The organism is Paenibacillus sp. GL_099_B (assembly GCF_057835695.1).
On the sequence record NZ_CM174430.1, the window covers coordinates 3,520,871 to 3,533,362 of the forward strand.

Genomic DNA, 12,492 nt, shown 5'->3' on the forward strand with positions numbered 1-12,492 from the left:
TGAAGATGTCCAACTATAAAGAATTGTCCCCGTCCTTGCGAACGATCATGACACCGGGGCCAGTTGAAGTCGACCCAAGAGTTCTGAGGGCATTATCCTTCCCGATTCTAGGGCAGTTTGATCCGGAGTTCACTTCCCTGATGAATGAGACGATGGCCATGCTGCGTGAACTATACATGACAGACAATGAGTGGTGTTATCCGGTAGATGGCACATCTCGTTCGGGTATTGAAGCCGTGCTGGTCAGTCTGATCCAACCGGGGGACAAGGTGCTGGTCCCCATCTATGGTCGCTTTGGACATCTGTTGGTTGAAATTTCGGAACGCTGTGGTGCCGAGGTTATCTTTTTTGAAACAGAGTGGGGAACAGTATTTGATCCCGAAGAGGTAATCAAAGCGATCCATGCACATAAGCCGAGTTTGGTTGCGATGGTTCACGGCGAGACATCAACCGGGCAAATGCAGCCTCTCACCGAGATTGGTAAAGCCTGTCGTGAACTGGATATTTTACTTGTCGTCGATGCAGTTGCCACAATTGGCGGTACACCTGTTGAGACAGATGCCTGGCATCTGGATGCGGTGATGGGTGGAACGCAGAAGTGTTTGTCCGTTCCATCCGGGATGGCGCCAATAACGTATAACAGCCGTGTGGAGAAGAAACTGATGAGCCGCAAAACCGTCGAACGGGGACTCCGGGATGCAACAAGTGCTCGGGCTGAAGGACGCACGATTGCCAGTAATTATTTTGACCTGAGCCAATTGCAGGACTACTGGAGTTCGGCACGGTTGAACCATCATACAGAGGCTACTTCGATGCTCTACGGTCTTCACGAAGGACTGCGGATTTTGCTTCAGGAAGGTCTGGATGCCCGTTTCCAGAGACATCGGATCAATGAACGAGCGTTGGTTGCGGGAATTCAGGGCATGGGGCTCAAACTGTATGGAGAGTTATCTAGTAAACTTCCGATGGTCACTTGTATCGAAATTCCGGATGACATAGACGGAGAATCGGTACGCAGCATGCTTCTGAACGATTTCAGTATTGAGATTGCCAGCTCATTTGGACCACTGAAAGGCAAGATTTGGCGTATTGGTACGATGGGATTCAGCTGCCAGCGCAAAAATGTACTGCATGTGCTAGGTGCACTGGAAGCTGTCTTGTTGCGTCATCGTCACGCCTTGCCAGCAGGGGAGGCCGTGCAGGTAGCGCTGGATGTGTATGCTGGGAAGGAGGGTGTCTTATGTTGAACCAGATGCCGATATCCAGGGAGGTGATGGTTACCTCCCCACATTATTTGGCGAGTGCGGTTGGCAGCTCAATCCTCCAGCAGGGTGGTAACGCTTATGATGCAGCGATTGCGGTTAGTGCTGCACTGGGCGTAGTCTACCCGCACATGACAGGACTTGGCGGAGATGCTTTCTTTCTAATTCACGATGGAGCAAGTGGTGATATAACGGCCTACAACGGAAGCGGTCGTTCAGCAGCAGGTATTCATGCTGATACGTTTAAAGCGATGGGGATGAGCGCCATTCCTCAACGAGGCGTGCTTAGTGCCATTACGGTTCCTGGAATGGTAGATACATGGTGGGAAGTCTGGTCCCGCTACGGGAAGTTAAAGTGGGAACAGTTACTTGAACCAGCTGCGCAATATGCGGAAAAGGGGTGCCCTGTATCCCGAAATCTGCGCCTGTGGCTGGAACGTGATGAGGATTTCATTATGGGGCATACACCGCTGCGAGCGGTATTTGCCCCTTTTGGTACACTTTTGCAGGAAGGCGATCTGCTCTTGCAGCCTGATCTTGCCTCTTCCATTCGCCTGATTCAGGCAGGTGGACGTGATGTTTTTTATACCGGGGAACTGGCGGAGCAGCTAACTTCGGCTATTCGTGAGGATGGCGGCATGCTTGCCCTAGCGGATTTCGCGGCTCACAAGGGAGAGTGGGTGAAGCCGATCACTACCGATTACCGTGGCTATCAAGTTCACCAGATGCCGCCGAATTCACAGGGTTTCTCGATGCTGATGATGTTGAATATGCTGGAACATATTGATCTATCATCCGTGGCGCGTACGTCCCCCGAGTTTTATCATTTGATGGCTGAAGTGGTCAAAAAGGCTTTTCGTGACCGTGATCGATATCTCACAGATCCGGAGTTCAGGGATATTCCGCTGGAAAATCTGTTATCCAAGGTTTATGGAGATGCATTGTGGAACGAGATTCAGTCCGCTCCACCTGTGGCACAGCCTTTTCTGTCCAAAATGATGGGTCAGGATACGGCTTATGCGGCGGTTGTGGACAATGAAGGGAATGCCGTCTCGTTTATTCAGAGCCTGTACTTTGATTTTGGCGCTGCCTATGTGCCGGGCGATACGGGTGTGATCATGCAGAACCGCGGGTCCTTTTTCTCACTTGATCCGAAGGACGCCAACGTATTGGAACCGAATAAACGCTCATTCCACACCCTAATGCCGGGTCTTGTCACTCGTAACGGAAAACCATATATGCTCGTAGGCACGCAAGGTGGTGAGGGCCAGCCTCAGACACAGTTATCGGTTCTTACGGGTGTGCTGGACTATGGTCTGAACATTCAGGAAGCCATTGGGCTGCCACGATGGGTATATGGGCGTACCTGGGGCGAGGAAGGCGACACGATGCGAGTGGAGAACCGCTATCATGACGACGTATGTGACACGCTTGCTCGATGGGGGCATAATGTCGAAGCCAGAGCGCCGTGGGACGGGATTATGGGGCAGTCACAAGGGATTGTCATCCATGAAGATGGCATGATTAGTGGGGCAGCAGATCCTAGAGGAGATGGCATGGCTATCGGGTGGTAGCGTGATTTATGTGAAGCATCATGCATAGATCCAAAGAAGATCATCCTCAATATGCAGGATCAGAATTAGTAAAAATTACGCAGATAGATACGGATAGGGGAGATTATCATGGGAACGATCCTGCTAAAAGGTGCACAACTCGTCACAATGAATGCAGAAGAGGATGTATTTACGGGAGATTTGCTGATCGAGGACAATAAAATCAAAGAGATTGCAGAGCATATCGATGTTCAGGCAGATCAGGTCATTGATGCTCGAGGCAAAGTGCTGCTGCCAGGTTTTATCCAGACGCATATTCATCTATGTCAGACCTTGTTCCGCGGACGTGCAGACGACCTGGAACTGATGGATTGGCTTCGTCAACGCATCTGGCCGCTTGAGGCAGCGCATGATGAGGAATCTGTCTATTACTCCGCGATGCTCGGCTTGGGCGAATTGATCTCCAGCGGTACAACGACGATTTTGGATATGGAGACCGTGCATCATACCGATTCGGCTTTTCAGGCGATGGCACAGAGCGGCATTCGGGTGATTTCCGGTAAAGTGATGATGGATCACGGGGATGAAGTTCCTGAACCGCTGCGTGAAAATACGGCTACCTCGCTGCAACAAAGTGTCGATTTGCTGGAGAAATGGAACGGATTCGGCGGCGGACGCATTCAGTATGCGTTTTGTCCACGCTTTGTCGTCTCGTGCACCGAGGAATTATTGGTTGAGGTACGTGACCTGTCGAATAAGTACCATGTGAAGGTGCACACCCACGCCTCCGAAAATCGTGGCGAGATCGAATTGGTGGAACACGAACGTGGTATGCGCAACATCGTCTATCTGGATCATATCGGCCTGGCTACCCCAAGATTGGTGCTCGCCCACTGTGTGTGGCTGAGTGAGGAAGAGAAGGAGATTATTCGAAAACGCGGGGTAAAAGTCACCCACTGCCCCGGATCGAATATGAAACTCTCCTCGGGTATAGCGGATATTCCTGATCTGCTGAATCGCCAGATTGCGGTAGGGATTGGTGCCGATGGTGCGCCGTGTAACAACAATCTGGATATGTTCCAGGAAATGCGCCTGACCGCTCTCATTCAAAAGGTGCCTCATGGTCCAACAGTGATGGATGCCCGCACGGTGCTGCGCATGGCGACGATGGGTGGAGCGGAAGTGCTCGGAATGTCCAAGGAAATCGGCAGTCTGGAAGTGGGTAAAAAAGCAGATATGTTACTGCTGGATCTGGAAGATTTTCATACGTACCCTTCCTATGAGACCGATGTGTATTCCCGTGTGGTCTATTCCGCAACGCGAAGCTGTGTGGATACCGTTATTATTGATGGAAGCATCGTGCTCAAAAACCGGAAGATTCAAACGATTGATCGTGGTATCGTGCTTCGTGAATCGGATAAAAGTATTGCAAGATTGATGAAACGCATCTAGTCGAATGCAATCGGATGAAACTCATCCAATGAACTGTCTGAGCAAAAGTTGGACATTCAATATACGCTAGGAAGGTCCAGAATCACTTCTTCGGATTCGGATCCAAATCCCTGAAAGGATGGAGACGCGATGGAAATGCATGATCTGTGTGCAATTGCAGCGCGGGAACCGCGCTGTATTCTCGCAACAGCGGTTAAGGTAGAAGGTCATGCTTACCGTAAGCAGGGAGGCTCTATGCTTTTGACCGAAGAAGGTGTGATGTATGGCAGTATCAGTCCAGGTTGTCTGGAGAGTGATCTGCTGGCTAGGGTGGACCGTGTGCTGGATACACAAGAGTTGGAATTTGTGGAATATGATATGCGTCCCGAAGATGATTTGTCCTGGGGGGAAACGATTGGCTGCGGCGGGTTGATTATAGTGCTTCTAGAGCCGGTATGTGGTGAACTCAGGTCGATCTTGTCCCATATGCATACGTATTTTCAATCTGGATCAGCTGTTGAGCTAACCCGTTCATTCTACGATCAATACACCCGGATTCATTATGTGATTCAGCTCGCTGAGGATGCAGAAAGTCATACATCATTATGCCCTTCCCCAGTTGCCAAGGGAGCTTCTCTAGGTCCAATAAATACAATGTTTACAGAGGACACACCGCGACTATCGTTGGTCGTTATTCATTCGTCTGAAGCTGACGCTGTCGCATTTAATTCTGGAGAGAATGATCTTCAGAGGCATGAAGGATTGACTGATACAGAGCGGTGGGATGTCCCCCTAAAGATCTCTGCAAGATATGAGCCCAAACCCCGTCTGATTATTGTTGGAGCCGGAAATGATGTGATTCCGGTCGCCCGTCTGGGTAAATCAGCAGGATTTCGTGTGGTCGTAGCAGATTGGCGAGAAACCTTATGCACCGCTGAACGCTTCCCAGGGGTTGAACTTATCCATGGTTTCCCTCGTGAGATCATGCCTGTACTGGATATCCAAAGCGGGGATTATATCGTATTGATGAGTCATCAGTTTCCGAGAGAACGGGAATTTCTTGAATTACTTGAGGATCGGAATTATGCATACCTTGGTATCATGGGCTCCAGAACACGGACAGCACGTTTGCTGAACGATCTCCCCCCACTAAAACATTTGCATTCACCCGTCGGCTTGACCATTGGTGCCGACGGACCGGAAGAGATCGCAATCAGCATCGCAGCAGAACTTATTGCCTGTAAACGTGCAGTTGTTGCCGCAGAGCGTCGCAACGTACAGAGGGGGATTGCACATGCGACTGACGGGCATCGTGCTAGCGGCAGGTAAGAGCAGCCGAATGGGGCGTGATAAACTGTCTATCATCATGCCTGATGGAAGGTGTTTGGCCGCATGGACCTTGGAAGCTGCCTTGAATTCAGATTTGGAGAGAGTCATCTGTGTAGTCAAACCAGAGGATTCATTGGCATGGATCCCTTCCATGTGGCTCAATGCAGCATCATATGGCTGTACTCCAGATACGAGGACGAAGCTACAGATTGCAATCTGTACCGATTATGCATACGGTATGGCCATGTCTCTTCACTGTGGCATTCTGTCTTCTATGGCATACAGACCAGAAGGTGTGATGATGATTTTGGCAGATCAGCCGCTCTTGCAGGCACGGGATATAAACAGGGTTGCTGAGGCGTTAGCCGCCAACAAACTGTGTGATTATGCAGCAGCTACGGATGGCGGTGGAGGCAAGCCTCCGGTAGCCTTTCGTGAGCATATGCTGGGGCCTCTTTTGTCGCTCAGCGGAGATGAGGGGGCGCGAAAAATCATGCGCAATGCCAAATATGCAGGCACGCATGTATCGCTGTCTGATTTTAGCTTTTGGGATGCAGATACCGAACCAGAGCTGGAGCGCATTTTGGATTATGTGAATGGGGAAAATGAATGAAGATCACGGCAGAAGGAGTGATTCCTTGTGTATTATTCTCGAAGTAAAGAGGTCAACCAGACCATCTGGTTGGCCTCTTTATTGTTTTTATCTAATTGGTTATGAAGTGACTTGTGTTAGCTTTTGAGAGTTAATAATGCATCACACACAAATTAAACAGTGTATTTATACATTTATCCAAAATGATGTGAAGATAATTGACCTTATTGTTGCAGTCCCATATGATTTGAAGAATTATTTGGATCATTCGTTCATATCCAACACCCCGCAGATAGATTCCAGGTAGAGAAGGGAGATGGAAGGATGGTCATGCCGGCATATGGGTCTGGAGCGCAGCCAACGGTTTGGCAGCCCGTTAATCTAGATGAGCTTCAAGCTTTAAAGAGTGAACTGTCCGGGAACTATTGTTTTGCAGCAGGGGCCACATTATTGCGTACTCAGTGGGAAGGCGGCCTTGTTCCTGTACCTGAGCATATGATCAGTCTTGCCCGTATTCCAGGTGCAAGCGGCGTAAATGTGGATGGAGATGAACTGGTCATAGGAGCACTGACGCGATTAAGTCATTGTGCCACAGACGTTCTTCTGCAACAGTTGCCCATATTACAGTCTGCAATGAATGCTATCGCTGCTCCTTCTATTCGGAATGTGGCGACAATTGGCGGAAACATTGTATCGGGAGTCGGTGACTCCATCCCCGCACTCCTTGTCTACGATGCACAGTTATACTGGATGACGGAGAACGGCATGGAGATGCGCAGTCTTTCGTCCTGGCTGAACGGTGGTCGTGACGGCAGTCGCAATCCGAATGATGTGTTAATCGCCATTCATATTCCGATGAAGCATACGCCATTCCTTGATGTCACCAGCGAACGGACATCTGCGGAGCGTGAAATTTCATTTTACCGCAAGCTGGGTCGGCGGGAGACCTTTACAGCATCGCTGGTGACAATTGCATTTCACGGAGAAGTGGGTGCAGATGGCCGCTGGAATAAGATAGCGATAGCTGCAGGTGGAGGTTCAGGCATGGCCATGCGACTTACTGAGTCGGAAAAGTTGCTTCTTGGCGTGGAGGCTTCTGTTATGCAAGCTTCATCTCTAGCTGCCACGGCAGCTTCGGAATTCGTGACTTATAGTGATGCATTCGCTACAGAACAGTACCGTAAGCAAACGGCAGGTAATATGCTCGGTGCCGGACTCTGGGAAGCACTTCGCTCATAGAAGAAAACCATTTTGGAGAAGCAAAACGTAAGCCCAACAGCTTCTGAAGGGTAAAGGGGAGAGAGATCATGCTGTTGAATCGGAATAGTAGTGGGAAACGCTGGCATCTGCGGCCAGATGGCGTAGGCAAAGTAACGGGAAAGCTTCAATATCTGACAGACATGACGCTACCTGATATGAACCACGGAAGGGTCCTTCGAAGCTCTTACCCTTATGCCCGCATATTGTCTATCGATATTACCGGAGCGGAGGCTATGGAGGGCGTATTTGCCGTACTCACCTCCAAAGATGTGCCCGGTTTGAACCTCTTTGGCATTGCAACTCCAGATCAGCCTGTATTTTGCGAGCATGTCGTTCGTTATGTCGGTGATGCCATTGCCGCAGTTGCTGCGGATTCCCCGGAACGTGCAGCGCTCGCTCTGGATGCCATCCGTGTTGAGTATGAAGAATGGACTCCGCTGGACAGCCCAGAAGCTGCACTGGCACCCGGCGCACCAGAGCTCCATGAACATGGCCCCGGCAATGTGCTGCACTGTACCGAAATCAAGCGAGGCAATGTAGATGAAGGCTTTGCTGCATGCGAACATATTGTGAGTGAGACGTATTATACCCCTCGCCAGATGCATGCCTATATGGAGACGGAAGGCGGGTTATTCGTTCCTGATGAAAGTGGGAGACTCCATGTCTACGCGGCTACACAGCATGGTTACAAGGACAGGATGCAACTTGCCCGAATCATCGGGTGTTCCGAAGAGGATATTCGGGTGGTCTCGTCTCCGATAGGCGGTTCTTTTGGCGGGAAAGATGAGCTGAATGTACAGCCTTATGGGGCACTGCTCGCGTTAAGATCCGGACGTCCTGTGAAAATGCACAATTCACGCAAAGAATCCGTACGTGCAGGCTTGAAGCGGCATCCTATGAAAATTGAGATGCAGACCGGTATCAGCCGTGAAGGCATGATCCAGGCTCACCGAGTCCGTATTACCGCAGACACCGGAGCATATGCCACGCTGGGGGCGCCAGTCCTGAACTTTTGCACAGAACACTGTCTCGGGCCTTATTCTATTCCCCATGTAGATGTGGAGGGTGTCTCGGTGTATACGAATAAAGGGGTGTCGGGAGAGTTCCGGGGATTTGGCGGTAATCAGGCAATCTTTGCAATGGAGGGTCAGATGGATCGACTCGCCGAGATTATGAATATGGACCCTTGGGAGTTTCGGAGACGCAACATGAGAGAAAAGTCCGATCCTGGACCATTGAATCAACGGATTCTGGTCACGGATGGACTGTCGCAAGTATGGGAGGCGATGGATCGTTCGGAGTTATGGCAAAAGCATCAGCATCCCCCGGCAGATCTTGCTCTGCCTCCCTGGATTAAACGTGGTGTGGGTGCAGCCATCGCCATGCACGGGGCAGGATTGGGTTATGGCATACCCGATCCGGCGGGGGGCCGCCTATCCCTGAATGCCGAAGGTAAGATTGAAGTGGCATTCAGCTACGAAGAATTCGGTCAGGGACTCATTGCCACGCTTGAAATGATGCTCTGCGATCTGTTCCACTGTTCAACATCCGATCTGAGCATCATCATTGGGGATACGGATCGAGTGCCACACAGTGGTTCAAGCACCGCTTCGCGTTCAACGACGATGGCCTGGATGGCTCTTCAGCGATTACAGACACCATTCCGCTCCAAAATCTTGTCAGTAGCCTCTGCTTTGTCAGGTATTCCGGCTGACGAACTGATTACTGGAATAGAGGGAGTATGGCGCAAGGGACAGCTTTCTCCAAAAATTACTGCGAATGAACCGGCGATGAAATCCAGAGTTGTTGTTTCTTACGTTGATCTGGCGAAGCATGGAGAAGCGGAAGAATGGATTTTTGATACTCAATTTGAATATCCGACCACGCCGGACAATGTTGTGGGTGGGCATTATCTATATACGTATGCGGCAGTAGCAGCAGAGGTGGAGGTAAACACGCTAACCGGGGAAGCCAAATTACTGGATACGAGGCATGTGGTGGCTGCTGGCCCTGTCATCAATCCAATGGGATTCATCGGACAGATTGAAGGCGGGAGCGTAATGGCTCTGGGTTTTACATTGACCGAGGACGCCGTGATGCAAGACAGTCGCTATATGACAACCAATCTGGACACCTACCTGATTCCGACGATTCGCGACATTCACACCAACCTGGAGGTGGAGGCAATTGAAGATCTGCCAGAGGGCGATCCGTTTGGACCACGGGGGATTGGCGAGATTGGTTCGGTGGCGCTTGCTCCTGCCATCACCGCTGCGATTCATCAGGCTACAGGGGTGTGGGTTAATCGGTTGCCGATTCCGCGCGATCAACTAATCAAACCACTGGGCGTCTCGCTTCAGAAAGGAGTGAGCTTATCATGACTGAACCTTTGGGCAATTTCTGGACAGCCGTTGTGAATGGCGAGGAGAAACAATTGCACATCGCCCAGACAACCCGTCTTGTGGATGTACTACGGACGCAACTGAATCTGACCGGAACGAAAGTTTCCTGCGAAGTCGGCCGATGTGGTGCTTGTATGATACTGATGGATGGAGAGCCGGTAAATTCCTGTCTCGTTATGGCTTATCAATGTGTTGGCAGTGAAATAACAACAATTGAAGGGTTACATGGTGAAGAGGAAGGGAAGTTGCACCCAATTCAGCAGGCTTTTGTGGAAGAAGGCGGCTTCCAATGCGGGTATTGTACTCCCGGGATGGTGATTTCCACCAAGGCATTGCTGGATCGCTATCCGCAGCCTAGTCAGGAACAGATTGAAACGGGATTATGCGGTAACCTGTGCCGCTGTACCGGATATGGAGGGATTCTTCGTGCAGTTCGTACCGCAGGAGAAACCTGTTTATCATCATCTATTTTAACAACGGAAGAGAAGAAAGTAATTGACCTGTGATTGAACTACGGAATTAAAGAAGACCGGGCGCTGGAGGGAATATCTCCGCTTCGCTCGGTCTTTATTTCTAACGATTAATATTTGATAATGTACCATCCGCCCCAAGTCGAATAATTCAGACCATTTCCATAATTACGATCAGCTGTTTGTGGATTACGAATCGAATTACCACTGGCATCTCTAAAATCAATAGCAGTTAGCCCACGCTTATGTGACCAGCCACCATCAGCATCCTGTCTGTACCAATGATAATCATAATTTGGTGCAATAACAAGTGCTACCTTGTACTCTCTGTATCCAGGAACTTCACTATATGTAGAAGTTCGTAGGGATTTATTTAAATATGGCATGTCAAGCTTAGAGGCACTAATGATGCTCGAAGAAGTTAAACTTGTAAAAACTTTTCCGGCCAGTTCACCTGGTTGTAATTTATGTCCAGAATATGTGGATGTATTCAACATGTATGCATAGCAATTAGCTTTATCCGTCAAATTTTCCCATGCACTTGAAGAATACGGGTGTTCATATCCACCAGTAGGCATTGTTTCAAGAGCTTGAAGAGTTAATTGATCATTTGAGTTTGTTTTAGAATCAATAGTCTGGTTGTTGTATTGGGTTTCATGAACAGTGACTTCTGTTTTATTCAATAAGGCGAATTCAGCAGGTCGATAATTCACCTGTAATTGTTCTTCCTCTGTTAAACTGTTAAACCAGTTCAACCATTCTTTAGTATCTGGAGCGAAAGAAGCTAATGGGTCTACATTAGGTAACGATAGGAGGGCATTCTCGTCAAAAGATATTAATTCAGCTGGTTTGTAACTTACTTTTAATTGATCTTCTTTAGTGAGTTTGTCAAACCAATTCAACCATGTTTGAGTTTCAGCTGCGGGAGAAGTATCCTTTTTGGAACTGTTTGATTCAGCTAATACAGGTAACGCTAGTGTGAATAACAAGATCATTGCAAATAAAGATGAAACTAATTTTTTCATTGTTACGTCCCTCCTGAAATTTATTAAATATTTTGATTCCAAATGCGATGTAAAATATGTTTAACTCAACTGTGCTTATGAATAGAGAACCCCCTCTCGAATAAATTCTAAAAAATGTAATATACGGTAATTATGTTATGGTACAATAGTGACAAAAGCAAGATATTTATTACAAATTATTCCACATAAAATTTTAAGGAGGAAGAATAATGACAAAACTTATTCCTAGAAAACTCAGTTTAGTATTGTTGCTTTTGGTTGCATTTTGTTCAGGATGTCAGGCAAATAATGATCAGGGGGGGGCGAGTACATCCATTCCCTTAAAAAAACTGAATACTCTCGCAGAGAAAGGAGACAGCCTGACATGGAATGATTTTGCAGCGTACCCTTATGAAGATGAAGGATCGGGATTATATATTCGAAAATACAACATAGAAGGCGGGCATCAATTGATGATTAGCGGTAAAAGTTTGGACAAAAAACCAGACCATATTTATGTGGTGAATAAAGATGGGGAGAAAATCGACCTTTTAAAAGAAAACATCAAAAAAATGAACTTAAAATAACGTAACAATCATTATGTAAGCTTATTATTTTGGATTAACTCATAAGCTGTATCTATATTGCTTGCTAACTATCTCTAACGGACGATAGATAAGGATGATTATTACGAAAGTTTCCTGCGAAGTCGGCCGATGTGGTGCTTGTATGATACTGATGGATGGAGAGCCGGTAAATTCCTGTCTCGTTATGGCTTATCAATGTGTTGGCAGTGAGATAACAACAATAGAAGGGTTACATGGAGAAGTGGAAGGTAAGTTGCACCCAATTCAGCAGGCTTTTGTGGAAGAAGGCGGCTTTCAATGCGGATATTGTACTCCCGGAATGGTGATTTCCACCAAGGCTCTCTTGGACCGCAACCCGCAACCTAGTCAGGAACAGATCGAAATGGGATTATGCGGCAACCTGTGCCGCTGCACCGGATATGGAGGAATACTACGAGCGGTAAACAAGGTTATCGATGAGCACGATAGAATGGGTTCTACCCAATGATCATGGAAGTAGTGAGGTCCGAGCTTTCTCTGAATTTCAATATCATAAGAGTTTTTATAGACCAACCTATGTTCTGGGGGTTGGTCTTTGTTGTTTAATGAAACATCTTACGAAA

General features: G+C 48.3%; 10 protein-coding genes and 1 pseudogene. 10 read left to right on the forward strand and 1 reads right to left on the reverse strand.

What is annotated here, in order from left to right:
• Nucleotides 1–5 precede the first annotated feature (5 nt).
• The 8 genes from AC3ITG_RS16070 (at nt 6) to AC3ITG_RS16105 (ending at nt 10,335) form a co-directional block, all read left to right on the forward strand.
• A complete protein-coding gene (locus AC3ITG_RS16070; protein ID WP_413378944.1) occupies nt 6–1,247 on the forward strand; it encodes a pyridoxal-phosphate-dependent aminotransferase family protein in 1,242 nt (413 codons plus the stop codon).
• Nucleotides 1,241–2,836 carry a gamma-glutamyltransferase gene (gene ggt / locus AC3ITG_RS16075; protein ID WP_489254368.1) on the forward strand — a complete coding sequence of 532 codons (1,596 nt, stop codon included), beginning with the start codon at nt 1,241–1,243 and terminating at the stop codon, nt 2,834–2,836. Before AC3ITG_RS16070 ends, ggt begins: the two co-directional genes overlap by 7 nt.
• A 108-nt stretch (nt 2,837–2,944) precedes the next feature.
• The gene (locus AC3ITG_RS16080; RefSeq protein ID WP_413378948.1) at nt 2,945–4,267 is read left to right on the forward strand and encodes a 5'-deoxyadenosine deaminase; all 1,323 of its coding nucleotides are present in this window, start codon (nt 2,945–2,947) and stop codon (nt 4,265–4,267) included.
• A gap of 129 nt (nt 4,268–4,396) precedes the next feature.
• Nucleotides 4,397–5,575 (forward strand): XdhC family protein, encoded by a 1,179-nt coding sequence (locus tag AC3ITG_RS16085; RefSeq protein WP_489254369.1) that lies wholly within the window; start codon nt 4,397–4,399, stop codon nt 5,573–5,575.
• On the forward strand, nt 5,541–6,188 hold the full coding sequence (locus AC3ITG_RS16090) for a nucleotidyltransferase family protein (protein ID WP_489254370.1): 648 nt from the start codon (nt 5,541–5,543) through the stop codon (nt 6,186–6,188). Before AC3ITG_RS16085 ends, AC3ITG_RS16090 begins: the two co-directional genes overlap by 35 nt.
• Nucleotides 6,189–6,491: 303 nt before the next feature.
• A complete protein-coding gene (locus tag AC3ITG_RS16095) occupies nt 6,492–7,406 on the forward strand; it encodes an FAD binding domain-containing protein (RefSeq protein ID WP_489254371.1) in 915 nt (304 codons plus the stop codon).
• A 68-nt stretch (nt 7,407–7,474) separates the two neighbouring features.
• On the forward strand, nt 7,475–9,808 hold the full coding sequence (gene pucD, locus AC3ITG_RS16100; RefSeq protein WP_489254372.1) for a xanthine dehydrogenase subunit D: 2,334 nt from the start codon (nt 7,475–7,477) through the stop codon (nt 9,806–9,808).
• Nucleotides 9,805–10,335: a (2Fe-2S)-binding protein gene (locus AC3ITG_RS16105; protein ID WP_163754180.1), complete on the forward strand. Its 531-nt coding sequence runs from the start codon at nt 9,805–9,807 to the stop codon at nt 10,333–10,335. Before pucD ends, AC3ITG_RS16105 begins: the two co-directional genes overlap by 4 nt.
• A gap of 74 nt (nt 10,336–10,409) precedes the next feature.
• Here AC3ITG_RS16105 and AC3ITG_RS16110 read toward each other — a convergent pair whose 3' ends face one another.
• Nucleotides 10,410–11,324 carry a hypothetical protein gene (locus AC3ITG_RS16110; protein ID WP_163754177.1) on the reverse strand — a complete coding sequence of 305 codons (915 nt, stop codon included), beginning with the start codon at nt 11,322–11,324 and terminating at the stop codon, nt 10,410–10,412.
• Nucleotides 11,325–11,533: 209 nt separating this feature from the next.
• Here AC3ITG_RS16110 and AC3ITG_RS16115 point away from each other — a divergent pair, with 209 nt between their 5' ends.
• Both AC3ITG_RS16115 and AC3ITG_RS16120 read left to right on the forward strand, forming a co-directional pair.
• Nucleotides 11,534–11,890 carry a hypothetical protein gene (locus tag AC3ITG_RS16115; protein WP_072732914.1) on the forward strand — a complete coding sequence of 119 codons (357 nt, stop codon included), beginning with the start codon at nt 11,534–11,536 and terminating at the stop codon, nt 11,888–11,890.
• Between the two features lie 103 nt (nt 11,891–11,993).
• Nucleotides 11,994–12,377 (forward strand): annotated as a pseudogene (locus tag AC3ITG_RS16120) ((2Fe-2S)-binding protein); the annotation flags it as partial.
• Nucleotides 12,378–12,492 lie beyond the last annotated feature (115 nt).

Bases quoted from the DNA above. Each gene is read 5' to 3' on its own strand.
- ggt (WP_489254368.1), top strand. From the start codon at position 1,241: ATGTTGAACCAGATGCCGATATCCAGGGAGGTGATGGTTACCTCCCCA.
- AC3ITG_RS16085 (WP_489254369.1), top strand. From the start codon at position 4,397: ATGGAAATGCATGATCTGTGTGCAATTGCAGCGCGGGAACCGCGCTGT.
- pucD (WP_489254372.1), top strand. From the start codon at position 7,475: ATGCTGTTGAATCGGAATAGTAGTGGGAAACGCTGGCATCTGCGGCCA.
- AC3ITG_RS16105 (WP_163754180.1), top strand. From the start codon at position 9,805: ATGACTGAACCTTTGGGCAATTTCTGGACAGCCGTTGTGAATGGCGAG.
- AC3ITG_RS16115 (WP_072732914.1), top strand. From the start codon at position 11,534: ATGACAAAACTTATTCCTAGAAAACTCAGTTTAGTATTGTTGCTTTTG.
- AC3ITG_RS16080 (WP_413378948.1), top strand. From the start codon at position 2,945: ATGGGAACGATCCTGCTAAAAGGTGCACAACTCGTCACAATGAATGCA.
- AC3ITG_RS16090 (WP_489254370.1), top strand. From the start codon at position 5,541: ATGCGACTGACGGGCATCGTGCTAGCGGCAGGTAAGAGCAGCCGAATG.
- AC3ITG_RS16070 (WP_413378944.1), top strand. From the start codon at position 6: ATGTCCAACTATAAAGAATTGTCCCCGTCCTTGCGAACGATCATGACA.
- AC3ITG_RS16095 (WP_489254371.1), top strand. From the start codon at position 6,492: ATGGTCATGCCGGCATATGGGTCTGGAGCGCAGCCAACGGTTTGGCAG.
- AC3ITG_RS16110 (WP_163754177.1), bottom strand. From the start codon at position 11,324: ATGAAAAAATTAGTTTCATCTTTATTTGCAATGATCTTGTTATTCACA.